At 74.2% G+C, this 24,479-nt stretch carries 22 protein-coding genes; 13 read left to right on the top strand and 9 right to left on the bottom strand.

The annotated features are described in order from the left end of the window. The first annotated feature begins 22 nt into the window (after positions 1-22). Positions 23-1,255 (top strand): MFS transporter, encoded by a 1,233-nt coding sequence (locus AC1C2V_RS05135; protein WP_495388518.1) that lies wholly within the window; start codon positions 23-25, stop codon positions 1,253-1,255. Here AC1C2V_RS05135 and AC1C2V_RS05140 read toward each other — a convergent pair. The 5 genes from AC1C2V_RS05140 to sucC all read right to left on the bottom strand — a co-directional run bounded on the left by AC1C2V_RS05140 (position 1,142) and on the right by sucC (position 6,402). Next, positions 1,142-2,116: a helix-turn-helix transcriptional regulator gene (locus tag AC1C2V_RS05140; RefSeq protein ID WP_495388519.1), complete on the bottom strand. Its 975-nt coding sequence runs from the start codon at positions 2,114-2,116 to the stop codon at positions 1,142-1,144. The two genes, AC1C2V_RS05135 and AC1C2V_RS05140, sit on opposite strands and share 114 nt — an antisense overlap. Positions 2,117-2,228: 112 nt before the next feature. Then, positions 2,229-2,885, bottom strand: a complete 657-nt coding sequence (purN, locus tag AC1C2V_RS05145; RefSeq protein ID WP_495388520.1) for a phosphoribosylglycinamide formyltransferase — start codon at positions 2,883-2,885, stop codon at positions 2,229-2,231. 9 nt (positions 2,886-2,894) lie between these two features. Further along, positions 2,895-4,139: a cell division protein PerM gene (locus AC1C2V_RS05150; RefSeq protein ID WP_495388521.1), complete on the bottom strand. Its 1,245-nt coding sequence runs from the start codon at positions 4,137-4,139 to the stop codon at positions 2,895-2,897. A 157-nt stretch (positions 4,140-4,296) separates the two neighbouring features. Continuing rightward, positions 4,297-5,193, bottom strand: a complete 897-nt coding sequence (sucD, locus tag AC1C2V_RS05155; protein WP_495388522.1) for a succinate--CoA ligase subunit alpha — start codon at positions 5,191-5,193, stop codon at positions 4,297-4,299. Between the two features lie 39 nt (positions 5,194-5,232). Continuing rightward, a complete protein-coding gene (sucC, locus tag AC1C2V_RS05160; protein ID WP_495388523.1) occupies positions 5,233-6,402 on the bottom strand; it encodes an ADP-forming succinate--CoA ligase subunit beta in 1,170 nt (389 codons plus the stop codon). Positions 6,403-6,724: 322 nt separating this feature from the next. On the opposite strand from sucC, the gene AC1C2V_RS05165 reads away from it, so the two are divergent. The 7 genes from AC1C2V_RS05165 to AC1C2V_RS05195 all read left to right on the top strand — a co-directional run bounded on the left by AC1C2V_RS05165 (position 6,725) and on the right by AC1C2V_RS05195 (position 15,575). After that, the gene (locus tag AC1C2V_RS05165) at positions 6,725-6,934 is read left to right on the top strand and encodes an RNA polymerase subunit sigma-70 (protein ID WP_495388524.1); all 210 of its coding nucleotides are present in this window, start codon (positions 6,725-6,727) and stop codon (positions 6,932-6,934) included. Further along, positions 6,934-7,488 (top strand): Clp protease N-terminal domain-containing protein, encoded by a 555-nt coding sequence (locus AC1C2V_RS05170; protein ID WP_495388525.1) that lies wholly within the window; start codon positions 6,934-6,936, stop codon positions 7,486-7,488. Before AC1C2V_RS05165 ends, AC1C2V_RS05170 begins: the two co-directional genes overlap by 1 nt. 313 nt (positions 7,489-7,801) lie before the next feature. Beyond that, a complete protein-coding gene (kdpA, locus tag AC1C2V_RS05175) occupies positions 7,802-9,478 on the top strand; it encodes a potassium-transporting ATPase subunit KdpA (protein WP_495388526.1) in 1,677 nt (558 codons plus the stop codon). After that, entirely contained in the window at positions 9,475-11,652 is a 2,178-nt protein-coding gene (gene kdpB / locus AC1C2V_RS05180; RefSeq protein WP_495388527.1) for a potassium-transporting ATPase subunit KdpB, read from the top strand. Before kdpA ends, kdpB begins: the two co-directional genes overlap by 4 nt. A gap of 32 nt (positions 11,653-11,684) precedes the next feature. Continuing rightward, on the top strand, positions 11,685-12,326 hold the full coding sequence (gene kdpC, locus AC1C2V_RS05185; protein WP_495389121.1) for a potassium-transporting ATPase subunit KdpC: 642 nt from the start codon (positions 11,685-11,687) through the stop codon (positions 12,324-12,326). A 25-nt stretch (positions 12,327-12,351) separates the two neighbouring features. Beyond that, on the top strand, positions 12,352-14,874 hold the full coding sequence (locus AC1C2V_RS05190; RefSeq protein ID WP_495388528.1) for a DUF4118 domain-containing protein: 2,523 nt from the start codon (positions 12,352-12,354) through the stop codon (positions 14,872-14,874). Continuing rightward, complete coding sequence (locus AC1C2V_RS05195; RefSeq protein ID WP_495388529.1) at positions 14,871-15,575, top strand: response regulator; 705 nt, start codon at positions 14,871-14,873, stop codon at positions 15,573-15,575. Before AC1C2V_RS05190 ends, AC1C2V_RS05195 begins: the two co-directional genes overlap by 4 nt. 7 nt (positions 15,576-15,582) lie before the next feature. Here the strand turns inward: AC1C2V_RS05195 and AC1C2V_RS05200 are convergent, their stop codons facing one another. Then, a complete protein-coding gene (locus AC1C2V_RS05200; protein ID WP_495388530.1) occupies positions 15,583-16,179 on the bottom strand; it encodes a hypothetical protein in 597 nt (198 codons plus the stop codon). Positions 16,180-16,333: 154 nt separating this feature from the next. Here AC1C2V_RS05200 and AC1C2V_RS05205 point away from each other — a divergent pair, with 154 nt between their 5' ends. After that, positions 16,334-16,480, top strand: a complete 147-nt coding sequence (locus AC1C2V_RS05205; RefSeq protein WP_495388531.1) for a hypothetical protein — start codon at positions 16,334-16,336, stop codon at positions 16,478-16,480. A gap of 560 nt (positions 16,481-17,040) precedes the next feature. Here AC1C2V_RS05205 and AC1C2V_RS05210 read toward each other — a convergent pair. Then, positions 17,041-19,716, bottom strand: coding sequence for a UvrD-helicase domain-containing protein (locus tag AC1C2V_RS05210; RefSeq protein WP_495388532.1), 2,676 nt, complete (start codon positions 19,714-19,716; stop codon positions 17,041-17,043). 59 nt (positions 19,717-19,775) lie between these two features. Further along, the gene (locus AC1C2V_RS05215; RefSeq protein ID WP_495388533.1) at positions 19,776-20,402 is read right to left on the bottom strand and encodes an NAD(P)-dependent oxidoreductase; all 627 of its coding nucleotides are present in this window, start codon (positions 20,400-20,402) and stop codon (positions 19,776-19,778) included. A gap of 153 nt (positions 20,403-20,555) precedes the next feature. Between AC1C2V_RS05215 and AC1C2V_RS05220 the strand changes: the two genes are divergently transcribed. Next, the gene (locus tag AC1C2V_RS05220) at positions 20,556-21,125 is read left to right on the top strand and encodes a TetR/AcrR family transcriptional regulator (RefSeq protein WP_495388534.1); all 570 of its coding nucleotides are present in this window, start codon (positions 20,556-20,558) and stop codon (positions 21,123-21,125) included. 25 nt (positions 21,126-21,150) lie between these two features. Here the strand turns inward: AC1C2V_RS05220 and AC1C2V_RS05225 are convergent, their stop codons facing one another. Further along, positions 21,151-21,657 (bottom strand): GNAT family N-acetyltransferase, encoded by a 507-nt coding sequence (locus AC1C2V_RS05225; RefSeq protein WP_495388535.1) that lies wholly within the window; start codon positions 21,655-21,657, stop codon positions 21,151-21,153. A gap of 173 nt (positions 21,658-21,830) precedes the next feature. Between AC1C2V_RS05225 and AC1C2V_RS05230 the strand changes: the two genes are divergently transcribed. The 3 genes from AC1C2V_RS05230 to AC1C2V_RS05240 all read left to right on the top strand — a co-directional run bounded on the left by AC1C2V_RS05230 (position 21,831) and on the right by AC1C2V_RS05240 (position 24,442). After that, positions 21,831-22,214: a VOC family protein gene (locus AC1C2V_RS05230; RefSeq protein WP_495388536.1), complete on the top strand. Its 384-nt coding sequence runs from the start codon at positions 21,831-21,833 to the stop codon at positions 22,212-22,214. Positions 22,215-22,249: 35 nt separating this feature from the next. Further along, on the top strand, positions 22,250-22,591 hold the full coding sequence (locus AC1C2V_RS05235) for a YnfA family protein (RefSeq protein WP_495388537.1): 342 nt from the start codon (positions 22,250-22,252) through the stop codon (positions 22,589-22,591). 78 nt (positions 22,592-22,669) lie between these two features. After that, positions 22,670-24,442, top strand: coding sequence for an HNH endonuclease signature motif containing protein (locus tag AC1C2V_RS05240; RefSeq protein WP_495388538.1), 1,773 nt, complete (start codon positions 22,670-22,672; stop codon positions 24,440-24,442). The last annotated feature ends 37 nt before the right edge of the window (positions 24,443-24,479 follow it).

The raw sequence follows: 24,479 nt of genomic DNA on the forward strand, positions 1-24,479 counted from the left end.
GGCGCGGCCCGAGGCTGAGGGCATGTCCACCGACCCCTCCCCCTCCTCGCTCCGCCCGGCACCCCCGGCGCTTCCCGAGGCGGCCACGCCTGTCCCCGAACCGGCGCCCGAGAAGGTGCCCACAGCCACCCGCACCTCCTGGGCGCCGATCGTCGCGCTCGCCGCCGGCATCGCAGCCCTCGTGTCGAGCGAGTTCCTGCCTGCCGCGGTGCTGCCCGCCCTCGCGGCGGACGTCGGCGTGAGCGAGGGCACCGCCGGCCTGGCCATCGCGGCGACCGCCGTCGCCGGCGCGCTGACCGCGCCGAGCATCGCGGTGCTGCTCCCCCGCACCGACCGGCGCACGGTGCTGATCGGGCTGCTCGTCCTGGCGATCGTGGCGAACCTCGGGGTGGCGCTCGCCCCGGGCTTCGTCCTCTTGCTCGCCGGCCGGGTGCTGCTGGGCGTCGCGCTCGCCGGCTACTGGGCCTTCGCCTTCCCGGTAGGCATCCGCGCCGTGCCCGGCCGCGCGCCCGCCGTCTCGACCTCGATCGCGATGGGAGTCACCGTCGCCACGATCGTCGCCATCCCCGTCGCCTCGCTGGCCGGCGACCGGATCGGCTGGCGCGGCGTCTTCCTCGCCGCCGCCGTCCTCACCGCGGTGAGCGCGGTCGCCGTCGCGCGCACCATGCCTCCCGTGCCGCCGGACCCTACGGCCGGCCTGACCATGCTGCGCCGCGCGCTCGCCAACCGGCGCCTCGTCGCGGGCGTGGCCTGCATCGCGCTGGTCGCGTTCGGCAACTTCACCACCTACCCCTACATCCGCCTGGCGATCGCCGAGGTGGACGCGGCGCACACCCCGCTGCTGCTGCTCGCCTGGGGCGTGGGCGGCCTCGTCGGCAACCTCGCGGCGGGCCGGCTCGCCCGTCACCTGCGCCTGCTGGTCGCCGGGGCGCCGGTGCTCTTTGCCGCGAGCCTGCTCCTGCTCGCGAGCGCGACGACGGTCGGGACGCTCACCGTCGCCCTCGTCGGCTGGGGGCTCGCATTCAGCATGGTGCCGGTCGCGACCCAGCTCTGGGTGACGCGGGTTGAGCCGCAGCGCACCGAGTCGGCCCTCGCCCTCCAGGTGACCGCGTTCCAGGTGGCGATCGCCGTGGGCTCGGCGTCAGGAGGCGCGCTGCTGGACGCCCGCGGCGTGACGGCCGCGATCCTGGTCGGGGCCGGGGCCGCCGTCGTCGCCGGCCTGGGCTTCGCGACCCTGCGCCTGCCCCGCTCCTGAGGCGGCCGCCCGCCAGGCCTGCGGCGCGAGGCCGTGGTGTGCGGAGAACGCCCGGCTGAACGCCGCGGCGGACCCGTAGCCCACCGTGAGGGCCACGTGCTCCACGGCCCGCGCCGGGTCGCGCAGCAGCCGCCGCGCCTCGCCCATGCGCACGTCCCGCAGCACCTCCACGGGGCTGCGCCCGAGGGAGCGCCGGAAGCGCTCGCCGAGCGCCGAGCGGGACAGGTGCACGACGCGGCCCATGCGATCCACCGTCCATGCCTCCCCCGGCCGGTCGGTCAGCGCGGTGACGACGGCGTCGACGACGGGATCCGCGCGCCCCTGCTCCGGCTGCCCGTCCAGCCACGACTCCGTCATCGCCGACCCGACCAGCGCGCCGTAGCCGGCCGTGAAGAGCGACGGCGCACGCCGGCACTCCCCGCCGAGCTGGCACGTGCGCACCAGGGCGGCGACCCCGGAGTGCCGCGCCCCGAAGCCCGACACCACCAGCAGGCCGGGCAGCGGGCGGTCCGGGGCCACGACGCGCAGGTCGGCCACGACCACGTCGGAGACCTCTGTCGCGACCACCCGGTGTGCCGTGGACGCGTCGACGAGCGCCGCGCCGTCGGCCGCGAGCGCCGCGACGCCGCGGGCGGTCTCGATCACGACCGCCCCCGCGAGCACCATCACCCACCGGGCACCCGGGAGGTCGACGAGCTCCTGGCCCGGCTCGAGCGGCACGCGGCGCATCAGGGACAGCTCCCACACCGGCCCCGGGCCGGCCGTCCGCACGACCGGCAGGCGGGTGCGGTCCCGATCGGCAGGGTCGGCAGGGTCAGCCCCGTCAGCCCTGTCGGCACGGGCCAGCTCCACGACGGTCACAGCGAGGCCAGCGCCCGGCCGGACCGCGGTATTCCCCGGCGTCCGCCCCTCGGGACCCGACGGGCCCGGGTCGCGGCAGGGCAAGCGTCAGGCAAGCGTCAGGGGGCTCGCGTCAGCCGAAGACGGCGCGGCGCCCGTCGACCCGCAGCCCCTCGCGCGCGACGCGACCGACGGTCTCGACCAGCAGGGCGCGCTCGGCGACCTTGATCCGCTCGTGCAGCGCGGCCTCGTCGTCGCCGTCGAGCACGGGCACCGTCACCTGCGCGAGGATCGGCCCGGTGTCCACGCCGGTGTCGACCACGTGCACCGTGCAGCCGGCCACCTTGACCCCGTACGCGAGCGCGTCCCGCACGCCGTGCGCGCCCGGGAACGAGGGCAGCAGGGCCGGGTGCGTGTTGACGATCCGGCCCTCGAAGCGACCCACGAACGACTCCGCGAGGATCCGCATGAATCCGGCCAGCACCACGAAGTCCGGCCGGAAGACGGCCACGGCCTCGGCCACGCCGACGTTCCACGCCGCGCGGTCCTGGAAGTCCTTCGGGGCGACGACGACGGACGCCACGCCGGCGTCGCGCGCCAGGTCGAGCGCCCCTGCCGCCGGCCTGTCCGAGACGACGCCGACGACTCGCGCGCCGTAGCCGGGGTCGCCGTGCGTCGTGAGGAGGGCGGCGAGGTTGGAACCGCCGCCGGACGCCAGGACGACGAGACGGGCCTGCGCCGACGACTCCGTGGACGTGGACGCGACGGGATGGCCGGACGGGGTCTGCACCACGCCACCCTACCGGCGGCGCGTCCTCGCCCCGAGCCCCAGGTGCGCCCATCCGAGCGCGACCGCGGCGCCCACGCCGACCTCGACGGCGACCACCGCGCCGGTCAGCAGTGGGGCCGCGCCCACCTGCGCCAGGCGCCCTGCACCGACCGCGCCCCCGGCCCACCACTGGAACAGGACGGCCAGCAGGCCGGTCGCGAGCACCACGCCGAGGAGCACCTGGGCGAGGTCGGGCCACCGCACGCGGTCGGGGTCCAGCCGGCGCCAGGCGGACCAGCCCGCGAGGGCCCCGCACGCCACGACCACGAGCGGCGCCCACACGGTCGCGGCGGCCCCCGCCCAGTCCGGGCCGGGCAGCGCGCCCAGCAGCGGCACCGCCGGCAGCGGGCCCGCCGTGGTGCCGGCGGGCGCGAACGCTGTGCCCTGCCCGACGGCGAAGCCGGGACCGGCGAGCCAGGCGGTGGCCCACAGCACGAGGTTGGGCAGCAGCGCGAGCTGCGCGACCGCGAGCACCACGCCGCCGATCCAGCCCGGTGCGAGGCCGGTGACCACGTCCTCCGACGTCGCCCGCCCGGCCACGATCCACACGAGCGTGAGCGCCCCGCCGACGCCGACCAGCGCCGTGAGCGCCAGGACACCGGACTGCAGGCCGAGCCGCACGACGTCGGGCACGAACCGGTCGAGCAGGCCGCCCGGGGCGACGACGGCCGGCCGGTCCGGCGGGACGAGGATGCCCAGCGCGGCGCCCGTGCCGCCCACCACCAGGCCGCCGAGCGCCGCCAGCCCGATCCGCGGCCCGGCCCCCGCGAGGTCGGCGCCGCCCGCGACGCCGGAGGTGGCCGCCGCCAGCGCGCCCGCCACCACCGCGTACGTCACCGCCGCGCCGGTCCAGGCGGCGAGCGTGGGCAGCGCCGAGCGCTTGACCGACACGTAGGTCGTGAAGACGGCGAGGGCCCCGATCCCGAGCGGCACGAGCGTGATCACGCCCGCACCGGCGGCCATCGGCACCCCGTGGCCCAGCAGCCACAGCCCCGTGGCGACGCCCACCGCGCCGGTCCAGGCGGATTCCGGCGACCCGCCGAGCACACCCACCACCGCGAGCAGCACCACCACCGCGCCGGACAGCACCGCCGCCTGGACCGTCGCCCAGGCCCCGGACGTCGCGGCCGCGAAGCGCTCGCTCCCACGGCCGAGGCTCCGGGCGGGCTTCTCCTCGACGGTGCGGGTGGGTCGGGTTCCGGGCGGTGCGCTCACGGGCCCATCGTCACCCGGGCGAGCGGAGGACGGGTGCAGACACGACGACGCCGGTTGAGCCTGTCGAAACCAGGGCGTGGTTTCGACAGGCTCAACCGGCGAGGGTGTCGCCAGGCTCAACCGGCGAGGGGTCTCGACAAGCTCGACCGGCGGATGGTCAGAGCGACTGCAGGATCTCGCGCATGAGCTCGGCGGTCTCGGACGGCGTCTTGCCGACCTTGACGCCCACCGCCTCGAGGGCCTCCTTCTTGGCCTGCGCGGTGCCGGCCGAGCCGGAGACGATGGCGCCGGCGTGGCCCATCGTCTTGCCCTCGGGGGCGGTGAAGCCGGCGACGTAGCCGACGACCGGCTTCGTGACGTGCTCGGCGATGTAGGCCGCGGCGCGCTCCTCGGCGTCGCCGCCGATCTCGCCGATCATGACGATCGCCTTGGTCTCCGGGTCGTTCTCGAAGGCCTCGAGCGCGTCGATGTGCGTGGTGCCGATGACCGGGTCGCCGCCGATGCCGATGGCGGTGGAGAACCCGAGGTCCTTCAGCTCGTACATCATCTGGTAGGTCAGGGTGCCCGACTTCGACACGAGCCCGATCGGGCCCTTGCCGGTGATGGTGTGCGGGGTGATGCCGGCGAGCGACTCGCCAGGCGTGATGACGCCCGGGCAGTTCGGGCCGATCATCCGAGTCTTCTTGCCCTGCAGGTAGGCCCAGACCTCGGCCGAGTCCTGCACCGGCACACCCTCGGTGATGACGACGATGAGCGGCATCTCGGCGTCGACGGCCTCGAGGGCGGCGTCCTTGGTGAAGGCCGGCGGCACGAAGAGCACGGACACGTCCGCGCCCGTCTCCGCCATGGCCTCCTTGACGGTGCCGAACACCGGCAGGGTGACGTCGTTGCCCTCGTGGTCCTTGTGGGTCACGGTGGTGCCGGCCTTGCGGGCGTTGACGCCGCCCACGATCTGCGCGCCGGAGTCGAGCATCAGGGCGGTGTGCTTGGCACCCATCCCGCCGGTGATGCCCTGGACGATGATCTTCGAGTCCTTGTTGAGGTAGATCGACATGGCTCTTCTAGTCTCTGCTCTCTGCGGTCCGGAGGCGGGTCAGGCGTTGGCCAGCTCGGCGGCCTTGTCGGCGCCGCCGTCCATGGTCTCGGCGAGGGTCACGAGCGGGTGGTTCGCCTCGCGCAGGATCGCGCGGCCGAGGTCCACGTTGTTGCCGTCGAGGCGCACGACGAGCGGCTTGGTGGCCTCGTCGCCGAGGATCTCCAGCGCGCCGACGATGCCCTTGGCGACCTCGTCGCAGGCGGTGATGCCGCCGAAGACGTTGACGAACACGGACTTGACCTGCGGGTCGTTGAGGATGACGTCCAGGCCGTTGGCCATGACCGTGGCGTTCGCGCCGCCGCCGATGTCGAGGAAGTTGGCGGGCTTGACGCCGCCGTGCTCCTCGCCGGCGTACGCGACGACGTCGAGCGTGCTCATCACGAGGCCCGCGCCGTTGCCGATGATGCCGACCTCGCCGTCGAGCTTGACGTAGTTGAGGCCGTTCTCCTTGGCCTTCGCCTCGAGCGGGTCGGCCGCGGCCTTGTCCTCGAGCGCCTCGTGGTCCGGGTGGCGCACCTCGGAAGCGTTGTCGTCGAGGGTGACCTTGCCGTCGAGGGCGACGATCGCGCCGTCCTCGGTGCGGACCAGCGGGTTGACCTCGACGAGCGTGGCGTCCTCGGCCGTGAACACGGTCCAGAGCTTGCGGATGACGTCGGCGACGGGTGCCTTGAGGTCGTCGGCGAAGCCGGCGGTCTCCACGATCTCGGCGGCCTTGGCCTCGTCGATGCCGACAATCGGGTCGACGGCCACGCGGGCGAGAGCCTCGGGCCGCTCGACGGCGAGCTGCTCGATCTCCACGCCGCCCTCGACGGAGCACATGGCGAGGTAGTTGCGGTTGGAGCGGTCCAGGAGCACGGAGAAGTAGAACTCCTCGGCGATCTTGGCGCCCTGCGCCACCATCACGCGGTGGACGGTGTGGCCCTTGATGTCCATCCCGAGGATCTCGGTGGCCTTCTCCTCGGCCTCGGCCGGCGAGTGGGCCAGCTTGACGCCGCCGGCCTTGCCGCGGCCACCGACCTTCACCTGGGCCTTGACGACGACGGTCCCGCCGCCGAGCTTCTCTGCACCTGCGCGAGCCTCTTCGGGCGTCGTCGCGACGACGCCGCCGAGCACGGGCACGCCGTGCTTCTCGAAGATGTCGCGAGCCTGGTATTCGAACAGGTCCACCCTGCTGCGTCCTTCCATCGGTGGTGCCCCTGGGTCGGCAAGGGCCGGCACGAACGATGTCTCGACATCAAGACATCCCCGAACAGGGTAGTCCGCCCGGCATGCGGGCGGGGACGCCCGCCCAGGATTCCCGAGACCCGTGACCGATCCCACAGCCGCCGAGTTGTCAGGGCCACACGCATGGATACCTGCACGTGGCCCTGACACCCCTCGGGCCAGCGGAGTTGTCAGGGCCACACGCATGAATACCTGCGCCTGGTCCTGACAACTCGCTGCGTCAACAGGGGTTGACGCGCGGGTGTCCGTCAACCATGGTTGACGCATGACCGAGAAGACGCTCGCCGGGTCCGCCGCCGGCGACGACCCCGCAGAAGGCCTGCGCGCCGTCCGCGCGCTGCGCGACCTCGCCGACCGGCTCGAGACGCTCCAGGTGGAGCGGGCTCGGGACCTCGGCTGGTCGTGGCAGGACGTCGCGGACGCGCTCGGCGTCAGCAAGCAGGCGGTCCACAAGAAGCACGGCAGGAGGATCTGATGTTCGAGAGGTTCACGAAGGACGCGAGGGCGGCGGTGACCGACGCCGTCGTCGTCGCCCAGGAGCGACGCTCCCCCAGGGTCGACACCCGCCACCTGCTGGTGGCGCTCGCCGAGTCCACCGGGCAGGCGTCGGCGGCGCTCCGCGCCGCGGGCCTCGACCCCGCCGACGTCGCCGCGCGTGCCCGGCGCGACGTCACCGCGGGCGAGACGCTCGACGCCGACGCCCTCGCCGCGGTCGGCGTCGACCTCGACGAGGTGCGGCGTCGCACCGACCAGGTCTTCGGGGCCGGCGCGCTCGAGCGGGCCGGCACGCACCGGGCACGCCGCGGCAAGCACGTCCCGTTCGCCGCCGACGCCAAGAAGGCCCTCGAGCTCTCCCTGCGCGAGTCGATCCGCCTGGCGGACAAGGGCATCGACGGCGGCCACCTGCTGCTCGGCATCCTGCGCGCCGAATGCCCCGGCGGCCGCGTGCTCGAGGCCGCGCTGCGTGACGCCGGCACCGACATCGCCGCGCTGCGCACGACCGTGGAAGGCGCCCGCCCCGCCGCCTGACCCCGGTCCGCTTCTGCTCGTCGACGGCCGCTGACGACCACCGTCGTCAGCGGGCCGTCAACGTTCGCGGCCGGGGCGTCAAGGCTCCGTCAAGGACGCCGTCGGGGGCCTCGGCCGCGACTAGACCGGGCCTTATGAGCGATCTTCTCTACGTCCTGCTCACCGTGGCGTTCTTCGCCGCGGTTGCCCTCGTCACCCGGCGGATGCCGGCATGACGCCCGTCGACGCCACCTTCCTCGGCCTCATGCTGGCCGCCCTCGTCTACCTCCTCGTCGCGCTGCTGCGCGACGGACGGGAGCGCTGAGGCGACCCGATGAGCCCGACCACCACCACGATCCTCGCCGCCGGCGGGCAGCTGCTGCTGCTCCTGGCGATGCTCGCCGCCGCGCACACGCCCCTCGGCGCGTACATGGCGCGCGTCTACTCCTCGCCGCGGCACTCGCGGCTCGAGCGCGGCTGGTACCGCGCCGTGCGCGTCGACCCCGACGCGCCGCAGCACTGGCGTTCCTACCTGCTGTCCGTGCTCGGCTTCTCCCTCGCCTCGGTCCTGGCCCTGTACGCCCTGGGGCGACTGCAGCAGCACCTGCCCTGGAACCTCGGCCTCACCGGACTCGACCCCGCCGGCGCGTGGAACACCGCCGTCAGCTTCACCACCAACACGAACTGGCAGTGGTACTCCGGCGAGGCGGCCGCGGGTCACCTGCTGCAGATGGCCGGCCTCGCCGTGCAGAACTTCGTCTCGGCGGCCGTCGGCATCTCCGTGGCGATCGCGCTGGTGCGCGGCTTCGTCCGGTCCGGGACCGACGCCCGGATCGGCAACTTCTGGGCCGACCTCACCCGCTCTGTCGTGCGGATCCTGCTGCCGATCTCGTGCGTCGCGGCGCTGGTACTGGTAGCGAGCGGCGTGATCCAGAACCTCGACCCGCACACGGCGGTCACGACGCTCGACGGCGGCACGCAGCACCTGCTCGGCGGCCCGGTCGCCTCGCAGGAGGCCATCAAGGAGCTCGGCACCAACGGCGGCGGGTTCTTCAACGCCAACTCGGCCCACCCGCTGGAGAACCCCAACCCGTGGACCAACCTGCTGGAGATCTTCCTCATCCTCCTGATTCCCACGGCCCTCCCCCGCACCTTCGGGCTCCTCGTGGGCGACCGGCGCCAGGGTTGGGCGATCCTCGGCGCGATGGTGGGCCTCCTGCTCGTCGCCGTCGCCCTCACTACCTGGGCGGAGCTCGCCGGCCCGGGGTCGGCACCGCAGGCCGCGGGCGCTGCCACGGAGGGCAAGGAGACCCGGTTCGGGCTCGCCGCGAGCGCCCTGTTCGCGGTCGCGACCACCGGCACCTCGACGGGCGCCGTCAACGCGATGCACGACTCGTTCACCGCCCCCGGCGGGGGCGTGGTGCTCTTCGACATGCTGCTCGGCGAGGTCGCACCCGGCGGCGCGGGCTCCGGGCTGTACGGGATGCTGGTCCTCGCGATCCTGGCCGTCTTCGTCGCCGGGCTCATGGTGGGCCGCACCCCCGAGTACCTCGGCAAGAACATCGGCCGCGGCGAGATGACGCTGGTCGCCCTGTACGTGCTGGCCACCCCGGCGATCGTGTTGGTCGGCACGGCGGTCGCCGTGTCTGTCGAGCCGGGCCTCGCCGGCATCCAGGAGCCCGGGCCGCACGGCCTGTCCGAGGTCCTCTACGCGTTCGCGTCGGCCGGGAACAACAACGGGTCCGCCTTCGGCGGCCTCACGTCCGGCACGCCCTTCTACAACACGATGCTCGGGCTGGCGATGCTCGCCGGCCGGTTCGTGCCGATCGCCCTCGTCCTCGCACTCGCGGGTCGTCTGGCCTCGCAGCGCGGCGTGCCGGCGTCCGCCGGCACGCTGCCCACGCACCAGCCCCTCTTCGTGGGCCTGGTCGCGACGGTCGCGCTCGTCGTCGTCGGCCTCACCTTCATCCCCGTCCTGTCCCTCGGCCCTGTCGCGGAGTCCCTGTCATGACCCACACCACCCTCAGCCCGGCGGCCGTCACCCCCGACGGCGCCGGCCGCTCCCGTCCCCCGCGCAGGGGGCCCGGGCGCTCGCTCACCCCGACCCAGGTCCGCGCCGCGCTGCCGGGCGCACTGCGCGGGATGGACCCGCGCGCGCTGCGGCACACCCCCGTCCTGCTCGTGGTCGAGGTCGGCGCAGCCGCGACCACGGTGCTCGCCGTCGCGGCCCCGAGCGTGTTCGCCTGGTGCGTCACCCTGTGGCTCTGGGCCACGGTGCTGTTCGCCGCGCTGGCCGAGTCGATCGCCGAGGCCCGCGGCCGCGCCCAGGCCTCGTCGCTGCGAGCCACCCAGCGCCGGACGACGGCCCGCAAGGTGCTCGCCCCGCAGGACAACACCCTCGCGGCCGGGACCGGGCACTGGGACCTGCCCACCGCAGAGGTCCCGTCGGGCGAGCTCCGGGTGGGCGACACCGTCGTGGTCGTCGCGGGCGAGACGATCCCGGGCGACGGCGACGTGGTCGACGGCGTCGCCTCGGTCGACGAGTCCGCCATCACAGGCGAGTCGGCGCCGGTGATCCGCGAGTCCGGCGGCGACCGGTGCGCCGTGACGGGCGGCACCGTGGTGCTCTCCGACCGCATCGCCGTGCGGATCAGCACGCCCCCCGGGCAGAGCTTCGTGGACCGCATGATCGCCCTCGTGGAGGGCAGCGAGCGGCAGCGCACCCCGAACGAGGTGGCGCTCAACCTGCTGCTCACCTCGCTCACCGCGGTGTTCGTCCTCGCGGCGGCCACGCTGCAGCCGTTCGCGGTCTACAGCGGCTCGCGCCAGGACGTGCTCGTCCTCGTCGCGCTGCTGGTGTGCCTCATCCCGACGACGATCGGCGCCCTGCTCTCCGCGATCGGCATCGCCGGCATGGACCGGCTGGTGCAGCGCAACGTGCTCGCCATGTCGGGTCGCGCGGTCGAGGCCGCCGGCGACGTCGACGTGCTGCTCCTCGACAAGACCGGCACCATCACCTACGGCAACCGGCGGGCGGCGGCCCTCCTGCCGGTCGGTGGGACGCCCGAGGCCGACCTCGCCGCCGCCGCGCGGCTCGCCTCCCTCGCGGACGAGACGCCCGAGGGCCGCAGCATCGTCGACCTCGTCGACGCCGTCGCCCGCACGACCGGCGGCGCGGCGCTCCCGGCCGGCGCGCAGCTGGTCGCGTTCAGCGCCCAGACCCGCATGTCCGGGGTCGACCTGCCCGGGGTCGACCTGCCCGGCGGGGGCCACGCCGCCCGCCGCCTCCGCAAGGGGGCCGCGTCGGCGGTGCGCCGCTGGGTGGGCAGCACCGGCGCCCGGGTGCCGGACGGCGAGGCGGCCGAGCTCGCCGCGCACGTCGACGCCGTCTCGCGCGCGGGCGGCACGCCGCTCGTCGTGGCCGAGCAGGCCGGTGACGCGCCCGCGCGAGTGCTCGGCGTCGTGCACCTCAAGGACGTCGTCAAGGAGGGCATGCGCGCGCGCTTCGACGAGCTGCGCGCGATGGGGATCCGCACCGTGATGGTCACGGGCGACAACGCCGTCACGGCGCAGGCCATCGCCGACGAGGCGGGCGTGGACGACGTGCTCGCCGAGGCGACGCCGGAGGACAAGCTGGCGCTGATCCGCCGGGAGCAGGAGGGTGGGCGGCTCGTCGCGATGGCCGGCGACGGCACCAACGACGCCCCCGCGCTCGCGCAGTCCGACGTCGGGGTGGCGATGGCGTCAGGCACGTCGGCCGCGAAGGAGGCCGGCAACATGGTCGACCTCGACTCCGACCCCACCAAGCTGATCGAGATCGTGGAGATCGGCAAGCAGCTGCTCATCACGCGCGGCGCGCTGACGACGTTCTCGGTGGCGAACGACATCGCGAAGTACTTCGCGATCCTGCCGGCGATGTTCTCCGGGCTGTTCCCGCAGCTCGCGGTGCTCAACGTGATGCACCTGAGCTCGCCCCGGTCGGCGATCCTCTCGGCGGTCGCCTTCAACGCCCTCATCATCCTCGTGCTCGTGCCGCTGGCCCTGCGCGGGGTGCGCTACCGCCCGTCGTCGGCGTCGGCCCTGCTGCGCCGCAACCTCTGGGTCTTCGGCGTCGGCGGCCTGGTGGCGCCGTTCGCCGGCATCAAGCTCATCGACCTCGTCGTCTCCCTGATCCCCGGCCTGTGACGCCGGCACCCTGGAGGAACCCCATGGACCTCATGACCGCCACGAAGTCCCGTCCCGGCCGCGCGCCCCGCACGACGAGCGGCACCCTCGCCCGGCAGACGCTCGCCGGGGCGCGCATGCTGCTCGCCTTCACCGTCCTGCTCGGCCTCGCCTACCCGCTCGCCGTGACCGGCGTCGGCCAGGCCCTGTTCGGCTGGCGCGCCGACGGCTCGCTCGTGACGGCCGACGGCAGCCCGACCCGCGACCGCTCCGAGGCCGCCGGCTCCGCCCTCGTCGGGCAGCCGTTCGAGGGCGACGAGTGGTTCCACCCGCGTCCCTCGGCGGCGGGCGACGGCTACGACACCCTCGCCTCGGCGGGGTCCAACCTCGGCCCGGAGAGCCCCGAGCTCGTCGCCGCGATCGAGGAACGACGCGCCCGGGTCGCGAGCACCGAGGGCGTCGCCGAGGACGACGTGCCGCCCGACGCGGTCACGGCGTCCGGCTCCGGCCTCGACCCGCACATCAGCCCGGAGTACGCCGCGATCCAGGTGGACCGGGTGGCGCGGGCGCGGGGGCTCGGACCGGACGAGGTCCGCGACCTGGTGGCCGAGTACACCCGCGGCCGCGCGCTCGGCGTGCTCGGCGACCCGCGGGTTGATGTGCTCGGCCTGAACCAGGCCCTCGCGGACCGGTGACGGGCCGGTGGCGGAGAATGCCCGCATGACCACTCCCGCTCGTCGGGGCCGCCTCACCGTGTACCTCGGCGCCGCGCCCGGCGTCGGCAAGACGTTTGCCATGCTCGACGAGGCGGAGCGCCGCGGCGCGCGCGGGACCGACGTCGTCGTGGGCCTGGTCGAGACGCACGGCCGCGCGGCGACGGCCGCCAAGCTGCGCGGGCTCGAGGCGGTGCCGCGGCGCCGGGTCACCCACCGCGGCACCACCCTCACCGAGCTCGACGTCGACGCGGTCGTGCGCCGTGCGCCCGATGTGGTGCTCGTCGACGAGCTGGCACACACCAATGCCCCCGGCTCGCCCCACCCCAAGCGATGGCAGGACGTCCGCGACCTGCTCGACGCCGGGATCGACGTCGTCACGACGGTCAACGTGCAGCACCTCGCGTCCCTCACGGACGACGTCGAGGCGATCACCGGGGTGCGGCAGCACGAGACCGTGCCCGACCAGGTGGTGCGCGACGCCGACCAGATCCAGCTCGTCGACCTGTCGCCCCACCAGCTGCGCCGCCGGCTCGCGCACGGCAACGTCTACCGGCCGGAGCAGATCGACGCATCGCTGCGCCAGTTCTTCCGCGAGGGCAACCTCACGGCCCTGCGTGAGCTGGCGTTGCTGTGGCTCGCCGACCGGGTCGACGACGCCCTGACCCGGTACCGCAGCGACCACGACATCGCGAGCACCTGGCCCGCGCGGGAGCGGATCGTCGTGGCCGTCACGGGCGGGGAGGAGAGCGAGACGCTGCTGCGGCGCGGGGCCCGGATCGCGCAGCGCGCCGCCGGGGCCGAGCTGCTGGCGGTGCACGTGCTGCCGACCGACGGCCTGCCGTCGGCCCCGCCCGCCGCGATCGCCGCCCAGCGCGCGCTGGTCGAGTCGCTCGACGGCACGTTCCACACGGTGCTGGGCGAGGACGTGCCGTCCGCCGTGGTGGACTTCGCCCGCGGCGTGAACGCGACCATGATCGTGGTGGGCGTGTCCCGGCACTCGCGCTGGCGGCAGGCCGTGCTCGGGTCGTCCAGCACCGAGATCGCTCGCCTCTCGGACAGCATCGACGTGCACCTGGTCGCTCACGACCGCGCCCGCAGCGGCGCCCGGCTCCCGTCGCGGACGGCGTCCCTGTCCCGCACCCGGCGCGTCTGGGGGTGGGCCGCGGCCCTCGCCGTCCCCGGCCTGCTCACGGGGCTGTTCCTCGCCTTCGGACCGCGCGCCGCGTCGCTGCCGACCGAGATCGTCCTGTTCCTCGCCGGGGTGGTCGCGGTCGCCCTGGTGGGTGGGCTGTGGCCCGCCGTCGTCGCCGCCGTGGTGTCGTTCGTCTGCCTCAACTGGTTCTTCACGGCGCCCACCGGGATGCTCACCGTCGCCGACCCCGAGAACCTCCTGGCCCTGGTCGTCTTCGTGCTGGTCGCGGCCGCCGTGGCGTCCGTCGTGGACCTCGCCGCGCGGCGGACGGTCCAGGCGTACCGGTCCCGGGCCGAGGCCTCGACCCTCGCCGCGCTCTCCCGGTCGGTGCTCGCCGGGGAGGACACGGCGCAAGCGATCGTGCAGCGCCTCGCCCTGACCTTCGGCCTCGACGAGGTGCGCCTAGAGGCACGGCAGGACGACCGCGCGCCCTGGCAGACCGTCGCGCACGCCGGCCGAACGGCGGGCACGGACGGCTCGAGCGAGGTACGCATCGACCACACCCGCCGCCTCGTCCTCGTCGGTCGGGCGCTGCCCGCGAGCGACCAGCAGGTGGTCGAGGCGTTCGGCAGCCAGGCGGCGATCGTGCTGGAGCACCACCGGCTGCGCGAGCAGGCGGCCGCCGCCCGCGAGCTCGAGCACGCCGAGGCCACCCGCACGGCGCTGCTCGCCGCCGTGTCCCACGACCTGCGGACGCCGCTGGCCGCGATCCGCACCGCGGCGGACGGGCTCGCGGCCACCGACGTCGAGCTCGACCCCGAGGACACGGACGCGCTCACGGCCACGATCCGGGAGTCGACGGGAAGGCTCGAGCGGCTGATCGACAACCTGCTCGACCTGTCCCGGCTCCAGACCGGCTCGGTCCGCCCGCTGCTGCGCGCCGCGTCGCTCGAGGAGGTGGTGCCGCTCGCGGTGGAGCCGTGGCTGGGCACACTTCGGCTCGACGTCCACGAGGACCTGCCGCTGGTCCGCACCGACCCGGGGCTCCTGGAGCGCGTCGTGGCGAACCTCGTGTCCAACGCCGTGCGACACTCGCCGCGCGGTGCGCCCGTGCGTGTCTCGGCGTCCGCGGCCCCGGACGTCGTCGAGGTCCGGGTGACCGACGCCGGGCCCGGCGTCACCGACGACCGGAAGGAGACCATGTTCCAGCCCTTCCAGCGCCTCGGCGACACTGGCACGGGCCTCGGGCTCGGCCTCGCGGTCGCCGACGGCCTTGCCCGGGCCGTCGGGGCGTCCGTCGCCGCGGAAGACACCCCCGGCGGCGGGCTCACGATGGTCCTGACGGTGCCGCGGGCGACCGCCACGGTGACCGACGGGCCGGGCGGGGCGTCGTGACGACCGGGCCCGAAGGGCCGGGCAACCGGGTGCTGGTGGTCGACGACGACGCCGGCCTGGCGCGGGCGCTGGCGATCAACCTGCGCGCACACGGCTGGGAGGTGACGGTCGCGGGGACGGGCACGTCCGCACTGGACTCCGCCTCGTCCGCGCACCCGGACGTGATCGTGCTGGACCTCGGTCTGCCCGACGTGTCCGGCCTCGACGTCATCGCCGGGATCCGGGGGTGGAGCAGGGTGCCCATCGTGGTGCTCTCCGCGCGCCAGCTCGGCGAGGACAAGGTGGACGCGCTGGACGCCGGCGCCGACGACTACGTGACCAAACCGTTCGCCATGAACGAGCTGCTGGCGCGGCTGCGGGCGGCCGTCCGGCGCGCGCGGCCCGCCGAGGCCTCCTCGGACCCGGTGGTCACCGCCGGACGGCTGCGCATCGACCTGGCTCGGCGGACCGTCGAGCGCGACGGCGCCGAGGTGCGCCTGACACCCACCGAATGGGCGCTGCTCGAGGTGCTGGTGCGCCACCGCGGGCGCATGGTCGGGCGCAAGCAGCTCCTGCAGGACGTGTGGGGCCCCGGCTACGACACCGAGACGAACTACCTGCGGGTCTACACGGCGCAGCTGCGGCGCAAGCTCGAGGACGACCCAGGGAGCCCGCGCCACCTCCTCACCCATCCGGGCGCCGGGTACCGGTTCGAGGCGTGACGCGTCGTCAGCGGGCGGCCGGGCGCTCCACGGCGGTCGCCGCCAGGTAGGCCCGCCCGCGCGGGGAGAGGCGGTAGCCGACGTCGAGGCTCTCGGTGAGCCCGAGCTCCTTGAGCCGCCGCACCCGGATCTTGAAGGCGTCGCGCTCCATCCCCAGGCCCTCGCCGAGGGTGCGCGCGACGACGGCGGGCTGCGCGGCGATCAGCTCCAGGTAGGTCCGTGTCCAGGGCTCCGACGCCGCCCGGTCCATGCGCGCGAGCCGTGTCCGGATGGCGTCGACGGCCTCGTCGTCCAGGTCGGCGTCCTCGCGGAGCGCGACCCTGGGGTCGGGACCGGCCAGCCGCAGGCCGACGCGGTACAGCTCGCCCTCCCCGCGGCGCTCGACCCAGGCGCGCGCCGCGTCCGCCGAGCGGAATCCCGCCGCGCGGGCGTCGGCGTCGTCGATCGCCCCGGCCTCGACCGGGTCCACGGACGTCACCTCGACCACCCCGATGCGCGTGCGCATCACCGACCCGGGGCGCACCCGCACCACCGTCCAGCGGCGGTAGGTGTGCGTGACCGTCCCGTCGGCGACCCCGCGCAGCGTCCTGGCGTCGAGCAGCACACCGTCACGATGCCAGGCGACGACCCGCCCTGCTGATCGGACGCCCGACGGCGCCCCCGCGTCGTGGCACGGTAATCGGCGAGCAGCGCAGCAGCCGCGGCGGTCACGAACCAGCTGCCCTCGCAGACGAACTTCGACGTGGTTCGGTCTCAAGGTGTCGATCGACCTCGGGATCTCGCTGTCGTTCCAGACCTTCTGGTACGGCAACGGCCTCCACCTCCTCGGATTCGCGATCGGGGCCGGGGTCGGCCTCGGGGGTGGCGCCACGGTGTTCGGCGGTCACATCTGGAACTTCGGCTGATGGCCGGGGCGCGACGGCGAGCGCCGCTGCATCGAGCCTCGCTCCGTTGAGGTCCGCGATGACCGCGGGAGCACACTGCCCTCGGCGCGACCTTCCAGTGGCCCGGGGACATCGCCCGCAAGGGCGGCGAGCTCTTCGTCCAGGTCTCGGGGGTGGCGTCCGCGATCACGGCCGGCGCGAATGCGATAGTCACCTCGCCCGACGGCCCGGGCATCGTGGCGGCAGTCCTCGCCGACCCGAGGAGCAGCGCCAGCACCGACAAGGTCCTTGACTCCGGGCTGTTCGGCCCGGCGATCGACGCCGTCAGGGCAGCCTCCTTGCTGCGCACCACGTTCGTCGGCTGGTCCACGGGAGCCCAGATCGCACCTCAACCGCTCCACCTGCACGTTCGAGTTCGGTGCCGGCCTGATCGGCATCGGGACGTTCGTGCAGGTCATCATGACGGACGACCTCGACCTGATCAGCTTCACGCTGAACGTCGGCGCAGGAGGGGGCTTTGCCAGCTCGACCGGCTGCGGCTCGATCTCCGCGGGATAGCTCCGCCGGGGTTGCTCCGCCGGCTAGAGCTTGGTGACCGGCGAGTACCGCAGCAGGAGCCGCTTGGTGCCGTCCGCGCCGAAGTCGATCCGCGCGACCGAGTTGGGGCCGCTGCCCTCGAGCGACACGACCGTGCCCAGGCCGTACGCGTCGTGCGTCACCTTGTCCCCGACGTCGAGCGACGGGACGTCCGTCGCCGTGCGCGGCGTCGCCGACCCGAACGTGGCGCCCGTGGACGTCGTCGCACCGTCCTTGGGCCGCCCGATCCGACCGCCGGGCGCCGACGGCGACGAGGGCTGGCGGCGCTCCGCCGTCCGGCGCTCGCCCGAGCGGCGCTCCGACGACCAGGTGCGCCGGTCCCCCCAGGCCGACCCGCCGCGCCGCAGCGCCTGAGTCGAGGACTCGCGCCGCCGCCAGTCCCACAGCTCCTCGGGGATCTCCTCGAGGAACCGGCTGGGCGGGAACTCGTTGGCCATGCCCCACGCCGAGCGCACCGCGGACCGGCTCACGTAGAGCCGCTCGCGCGCCCGCGTGATCCCGACATACGCCAGGCGGCGCTCCTCCGCGAGCTCGCTGTCGTCGTGCAGCGAGCGCATGTGCGGGAAGGTGCCGTCCTCCATGCCGGTGAGGAAGACGACGGGGAACTCGAGGCCCTTGGCCGTGTGCAGCGTCATCAGCGTGACGACGCCCTGGTCCTCCTTGGGCTGCTGCTCCGCCTCGCCGTCGGCCACGTCCTCGGCGGGGATCTGGTCGGCGTCGGCCACCAGCGACACCCGCTCCAGGAAGTCCGCGAGGTCGCCCTCCGGGTCCAGCTCGCTGAACTCGGTCGCGACGGCGTGCAGCTCCGCGAGGTTCTCCACGCGCGACGCGTCCTGCGGGTCGTCGGACGCACGCAGCTCCGCGAGGTACCCCGTGCGGTCCAGGACCGCGCCGAGGATCGTCGCGGGCGACTCGCCGTCGTCGACGAGGGCGCGCAGGTCGCGCATCATGTCGCGGAACGCCAGCAGCGGCTTGGACGTGCGGGTCGTGAGGCCGGGGATCTCGTCCGCGCGCTCGAGCGCGCCACCGAACGAGATGCGCTCGCGGTCCGCGAACCCGGCCACCATGGACTCGGCCTTGTCCCCCAGCCCGCGCTTGGGCACGTTGAGCACGCGGCGCAGGTTGACGTCGTCGTCCGGGTTGGCCAGCGCGCGCAGGTAGGCGACGGCGTCCTTGACCTCGCGGCGCTCGTAGAACCGGGTACCGCCCACCACCTTGTACGGCAGGCCGACGCGGATCAGCACCTCCTCGAGCGCACGCGACTGCGCGTTGGTGCGGTAGAACACCGCGACGTCGCCGGGGCGCACGCCGTCCGAGTCGCCGAGCCGGTCGATCTCCTCGGCGACGAACCGCGCCTCGCCGTGCTCATCGTCAGCCACGTAGCCGACGATCTTCGCCCCCGCGCCGGCGTCGGTCCACAGCCGCTTGGGCTTGCGGTCCGGGTTGCGCGAGATCACCGCGTTGGCGGCCGAGAGGATGGTCTGGGTGGAGCGGTAGTTCTGCTCCAGCAGGATGGTCGTGGCGTCCGGGTAGTCCTCCTCGAACTCCACGATATTGCGGATCGTGGCGCCGCGGAACGCGTAGATCGACTGGTCGGCGTCGCCGACGACGGTCAGCTCGGCCGGGTCCAGCTCCTCGGTGGTTGAGTCTGTCGAAACCCCCGCCAGCTCCCGCACCAGCATGTACTGCGCGTGGTTCGTGTCCTGGTACTCGTCCACCAGGATGTGCCGGAACCGGCGCCGGTAGTGCTCCGCGACGTTCGGGAACGCCTGCAGCAGGTTGACCGTGGTCATGATGATGTCGTCGAAATCCAGGGCGTTCGCCTGCGCGAGCCGCTGCTGGTAGCGGCGGTAGACGTCCGCCAGCACGGTGTCGAACTCCGGCCCCTGCGCCGGCAGCGCGCCGGAACCGGCCCGGGCGGAGCGCTCGCGCCAGCCCTCCTCGGTCGCGTCGGCGCCCGAGCTCTGTGCGTACGTCTCCGGGTCGATCAGCTCGTTCTTCAGGTCGCTGATCTTGTGCGCGAGCGACCGGGCCGGGTACTTCTTCGCGTCGAGGCCGAGCTCCCGCGTCACCAGCGTGATGAGGCGCTGGCTGTCCGCGGCGTCGTAGATGGAGAAGCTGGAGCGCAGGCCGAGGGTCTTGGCCTCCTTGCGCAGGATCCGCACGCACGCCGAGTGGAACGTCGAGACCCACATCCGCCCGCCCGCGGGACCCACCAGGTCCACGACGCGCTCGCGCATCTCCGCGGCGGCCTTGTTGGTGAACGTGATCGCGAGGATCTCGCCCGACCGGGCGCGGCCGGTGGCGAGCAGGTAGGCGATGCGGTGCGTGAGCACGCGCGTCTTGCCCGAGCCCGCACCCGCGACGATGAGCAGCGGCGAGCCGTGGTGCACGACGGCGGCCCGCTGCTGCGGGTTCAGGCCGTCCAGCAGGGCGTCCGGGTCCAGGTGCGAGAACGCCCCGCGAGCCCGCGGGGTCGCGTCGTCGTGCCCCCCGTCGTGCGCACCGGCCGCGGCGTCGCGCACCCAGTCGGGCGCGCCCGCCGCGGGGTCGGCGGCGTCGTCGTCCCACCGCGGTGCGATGGACGGAAGGCGCGCGGTGTCGTCCTTCGCGGCGTGGTCGAACCCGGGCAAGGAGAGGCTGTCGAACAGGGAGGTCATCGTGGACCAAGCCTAGGCGTCGCGGCCGACATCCCAGTGCCCCGCCGCCCAGGCGCTGGTCAGCCCGCCACCGACACCGTCGCTCCCACGGCCGTCGGGTCGGCCAGCAGGTCACACGCAGCCGCCGCGAGGTCGGCGCGCCGCATCGACCAGCGCCACCGCACGTTGCCCTCCCGGCGCTCGTGGTGACGCCCTCGCGCAGCGCCGTCGCGCAGCATCGGCGGCCGCACGATCGTCCAGTCGAGCCCGGAGCCCCGCACCGCCGCCTCGGCGCGCGCGAAACCCGTGTTCGCGTCCCGCAGCGACCTCGCCAGGATCGGCTTCGCGAGGTAGCGGCTGAGCGGGTCGTCGTCGTCCACCACCCAGCCGCTGGCGGTCACCACCACGACGCGGCGCACCCCGGCGTCCCGCGCCGCGCGGAGCAGCACCTCCGTGAGCTCCCCCTGGACACCGGGCACGCTGCCCGGCACGGGCCCGAGGGCGGACACCACGGCCTCGGTCCCTGCCAGGGCGGCGGTGACCGCCGCGACGTCGAGCCCGTCCGCGGTCGCGACGTCGTCCGGCCGCAGGTCGCCCAGCCGGGCGGGGTCGCGCACCACCGCGACGACGTGGTGCCCGCGGCGACGGGCCTCGTCCACCAGCAGGCGGCCGGTACGGCCGGTGGCGCCCAGGACGGCGATCTTCATCTGTCGCTCCTTCGGTTGAGGTACGCGTGGGGGTGAGTAAGTGTTCACTCACCCCTAGGATGGAGCGGGGCCGGGAGCATGTCAACAGCGATGGGCGCGCTGCCGCGGACGAGATCAGCGCACGAGTTCAGCGCACGAGACCAGGAGGAACGGATGGGCACACGGGACCGGATCCTCGACGCCGCCGCGACGGTGCTGCGCGAACGAGGGATCGCCCGGGCGACGACCAAGGAGATCGCGCGGGCCGCGGGCTGCTCCGAGGCGCTGCTCTACAAGTACTTCGCCGACAAGCAGGAGCTGTTCGTCGGCGTGCTGACGGAGCGCGCTCCGCAGCTCGACCCGCCGGACGCGCTCGTGGGCCAGGGCACGGTCGCGGGGAACGTCGCAACCCTCGTGCGTCAGCTCCTGGCGTTCTACGCCCGGTCGTTCCCGATGGCCGCCTCGATCCTGGGCGCGCCCGAGCTGCTCGCCGCGCACCGGGCCGGCCTCGGGCGCCAGGGCGCCGGGCCGCAGGGACCGGCGCTCCAGGTGCAGGCCTACCTCGACGCCGAGGCGCGCGCGGGCCGGCTGATCGCCGACGTCGACACGGGGGCGCTGTCGCGCGTGCTCGCCGGCGCGGCGCTCTTCGAGGCGTTCCTCGCCGTCTACGCAGGGCTCGGCGAGATCCCGGACGCCGACGCGCGGGCCCGCGGGATCGTCGCCACGGTGCGCCTCACGTCGTGAGTTCTGAGCGGCGGCCGGACGCCGCTCAGGCCTGGTCGACAGCCTCCGTGCGCCCCAGGCGCATCGGGGTGTGCGGGATGTCGTCCTCGAGGTATTCGGGCCCGTCCGGCTCGAAGCCGAACAACCCGTACCAGCCCGTCAGCGGCGACTGCGCCCCCAGCACGACGTCGTGTGTGGGCGCGGCGGCCGTGGCGGCGTCGATCGACGCGCGCATCAGCGCCCCGGAGGCGCCTGTCCCGCGTGCGTCCGGGTGGCACACGACGCGCCCGATGCGCTGCACGTCGCCGTCGTCGAGCACCCGGGCGGTGGCGACGACGCGGACGCCGTCGAGCAGCACGACGTGCCGCGTGCCCGGCTCGGCGTCCCGGCCGTCGAGGTCGGGGTACGCGCACTCCTGCTCGACGACGAACACGTCCTGGCGTAGCCGCCACACCTCGTAAGCGGCCCGCGGCTCGAGCTCGTCGATCGTCGCGACGCGCACCGTCCACCGGTCGTCCCGTGCCCTGCCGGCCGCCCCGTCCTGCACCGTCATCACTCCTCCGTCCGCGTCCGTCCGACGTCGCCACACCCTATGCCGCGCCCCCGGTCGGCCCCCTCCTGCGGGAGGCCGCGCCCGGCTCCGGCGATGAGTCTCCGCCCTCCCGAGGGTCGACACCTCGACCCGCCCGGCCCTGGCCCGGGCACCGCCGGAACCGAGGAGGACCCATGCCCGCCGCCCGATTCACCGGGGTGCACACGGTCGCGATCCCCGTCCGCGACCAGGACGCAGCGCTCGGCTTCTACACCTTGAACCTTGGCCTCGAGGTCCGCTTCGACGGCTATCTGCAGGACGACTTCCGCTGGATCGATGTCGCCTCGCCCGGCGCCCCGACGTCGGTCTCCCTCGTTCGCGCGGGGGACGGCCTGCCCGCCGGGATCGACACCGGGATCAGGCTGATCACCTCCGACGCCTCCGCCGCGCACGCGGCGCTCTCCGACGCCGGCGCGGATGTCGGGGAGCTGCTGCTCTGGCCGACCGCGCCGCCGATGTTCGAGTTCCGCGACCCGGACGGCAACACCCTGTACGTGACGGAGAACCCCGCCGGGTAGCCCGCGCCGACGCCGTGGCCGGGGAGACTCGGCCCATGACCGTGCTCCGCTCGATCCTGCTCTTCCTCGCCGCCGCCGTCTTCGAGATCGGCGGCGCCTGGCTGGTGTGGCAGGGGGTGCGCGAGCACCGCGGGTGGATCTGGATCGGCGCCGGCGTGATCGCCCTGGGCCTCTACGGCTTCTTCGCCACCCTCCAGCCCGACGCCCATTTCGGCCGCATCCTCGCGGCATACGGCGGGGTGTTCGTCGCGGGGTCGCTGGTCTGGGGCATGGTCGTCGACGGCTTCCGCCCCGACCGTTGGGACGTGCTCGGCGCCATGCTCTGCCTGGCCGGCGTCGCGGTGATCATGTACACCCCGAGGGACCTCTCTGCCTGAGTTCGCGCGGTTCGAGCCTTTGTCCACAGGATGACTTCGGGTCTAGAACAGGTGTTCGAACCCCGCTAGACTCGGGGCATGACGACGACACTCCCCGACCGCGCGACCGGCGTGGCCGCCGCCCCGGCGCACGACGTCGTGCGGGCACGGCAGGAGGCTGCCCGGCTGGCGATCATGCCGCGCACGTGGGAGCCGACGATCGCCGAGCTTCTGGACGAAGAGGCGCAGCGCGCACCCGAGGACGCTCGAGGCGCGGAGGTCGCAGCGCCTGCCGTTCATCGCCCGCCGACGCTCGCCGACCTGGACGGAGCGCTGGACGAGATCACCGAGGTCGAGCAGCAGATCGCCACCCTGCACGCGCGTCGTGCCGTGCTGGTGGCACAGGCCTACCGGCTGGCGCAGGTACTTGAGTCGGACCTCGTGGACGACGCCGACCCCGTCGCCAGGACGGCACCGAGCTCACGGCGACTGGAGCTCGCCCGACGCGCCGTGGTCGCGGAGCTCGCAACCACCCTGCACCTCGGGGAGCACGCCGCCGCCACCCTGGCCGACCACGCCGTCACGTTGACCACCAAGGCCCCCCGCACCCTGGCCGCGCTGCACCACGGACGCCTGTCCTGGGCACACGCCACCCAGATCACCAAGCACGTGGCCGACCTCACCGGCGACGAAGCCGCCCGCGTCGAGGCGGCAGCCCTGCCCACCGCCGCCACCGGCGTCACGTGCACGCCGGGCCAGCTCGCCGCCCGCACCCGCCGCGCCCGCGAGGTGGCACACCCCGTCCCGGCCGAGGCCCGGCACGCCGAGGCCGCCACCCATCGCGCCGTATGGCTCGACGACGGCCAGGACGGCATGGCCTGGCTCACCGCCCACCTGCCCGCACCCCTCGCCCACGCCGCCTACGACCGCCTCACCCGCACCGCCGCACACCTCACGAGTCCCACCACGAACGTGCACGGCACGAGTGGGCATCCGACCGACACGCGCACGCCGAACCAGGCCCGCGCCGACGTCCTCGCCGCCCTCCTCCTGGAGGACGGCACCCTCGACCTCGCCTCGGCCGGCATCCCAGGAGCCGGCGCCCCACGAGCCGGCGCCCCGGACGAAGCATCGCGTGCGTCCGCCGATCACCCGCAGACCCCGCGCCCCGCACCGGACCTCGCGCACGATCAGGTGCAGCAACAGCTGCTCGAGCAGACCTGGCTCGCGACCCTGGCCCGCTCGATCCGCCCGCAGGTCCAGGTCACCGTCCCGGTCCTGACGCTCCTCGGCATCACCGACGCCCCCGCCACGATGAACGGGCACGTCCCCATCGCCCCCGACACGGCGCGTCAGCTCGCCGCCCTCGCCCCCTCGTTCCGTCGGCTCCTGAAACACCCCGAGACCGGCACCGTGCTCTCCGTCGGCCGCACCACCTACACCGTGCCCGCCGACCTCAAAGCCCTCGTCACCGCCCGCGACACCACCTGCCGCTTCCCCGGCTGCACCCGCCCCGCCAGCAGCTCCGACCTCGACCACACCGTCGCCTGGGCCCACGGCGGCACCACCTCGGCCGAGAACCTGGCCGTGCTGTGCCGCAAACATCACGTCACCAAACATCAGACGCGATGGGCTGTCCGCCAAGTCCCCGAGCGAAGCGAGCCGCCCACCGGCGGGCGGCTCGGTCCACCAGGCAGCGCCTCGTCAGCAACCCTCGGCTGGGGCGGCATCCTCGAATGGACCTCCCCGACCGGCCGCACCTACCGCACCGAACCCGCCCCAGCGGAGACCACGCGTCACCTGACGATGCCGCGCGGCCACGAACCGCCGTCTCGCCACGAGCCACCCGGCGATGCCGCGCCCCCGTACTGAAGCGGGACGGTCGGGTCGGACGGACCTGGCGAGGACA

The organism is Isoptericola sp. Y541, assembly GCF_059445465.1.

Coding starts and splice junctions, on each gene's coding strand:
- AC1C2V_RS05220 (WP_495388534.1), top strand. CDS start 20,556: ATGGGCACACGGGACCGGATCCTCGACGCCGCCGCGACGGTGCTGCGC.
- kdpC (WP_495389121.1), top strand. CDS start 11,685: ATGACCGCCACGAAGTCCCGTCCCGGCCGCGCGCCCCGCACGACGAGC.
- sucD (WP_495388522.1), bottom strand. CDS start 5,193: ATGTCGATCTACCTCAACAAGGACTCGAAGATCATCGTCCAGGGCATC.
- AC1C2V_RS05230 (WP_495388536.1), top strand. CDS start 21,831: ATGCCCGCCGCCCGATTCACCGGGGTGCACACGGTCGCGATCCCCGTC.
- AC1C2V_RS05210 (WP_495388532.1), bottom strand. CDS start 19,716: ATGACCTCCCTGTTCGACAGCCTCTCCTTGCCCGGGTTCGACCACGCC.
- kdpA (WP_495388526.1), top strand. CDS start 7,802: ATGAGCCCGACCACCACCACGATCCTCGCCGCCGGCGGGCAGCTGCTG.
- AC1C2V_RS05190 (WP_495388528.1), top strand. CDS start 12,352: ATGACCACTCCCGCTCGTCGGGGCCGCCTCACCGTGTACCTCGGCGCC.
- AC1C2V_RS05235 (WP_495388537.1), top strand. CDS start 22,250: ATGACCGTGCTCCGCTCGATCCTGCTCTTCCTCGCCGCCGCCGTCTTC.
- AC1C2V_RS05240 (WP_495388538.1), top strand. CDS start 22,670: ATGACGACGACACTCCCCGACCGCGCGACCGGCGTGGCCGCCGCCCCG.
- AC1C2V_RS05225 (WP_495388535.1), bottom strand. CDS start 21,657: ATGACGGTGCAGGACGGGGCGGCCGGCAGGGCACGGGACGACCGGTGG.
- AC1C2V_RS05135 (WP_495388518.1), top strand. CDS start 23: ATGTCCACCGACCCCTCCCCCTCCTCGCTCCGCCCGGCACCCCCGGCG.
- AC1C2V_RS05165 (WP_495388524.1), top strand. CDS start 6,725: ATGACCGAGAAGACGCTCGCCGGGTCCGCCGCCGGCGACGACCCCGCA.
- kdpB (WP_495388527.1), top strand. CDS start 9,475: ATGACCCACACCACCCTCAGCCCGGCGGCCGTCACCCCCGACGGCGCC.
- AC1C2V_RS05170 (WP_495388525.1), top strand. CDS start 6,934: ATGTTCGAGAGGTTCACGAAGGACGCGAGGGCGGCGGTGACCGACGCC.
- AC1C2V_RS05215 (WP_495388533.1), bottom strand. CDS start 20,402: ATGAAGATCGCCGTCCTGGGCGCCACCGGCCGTACCGGCCGCCTGCTG.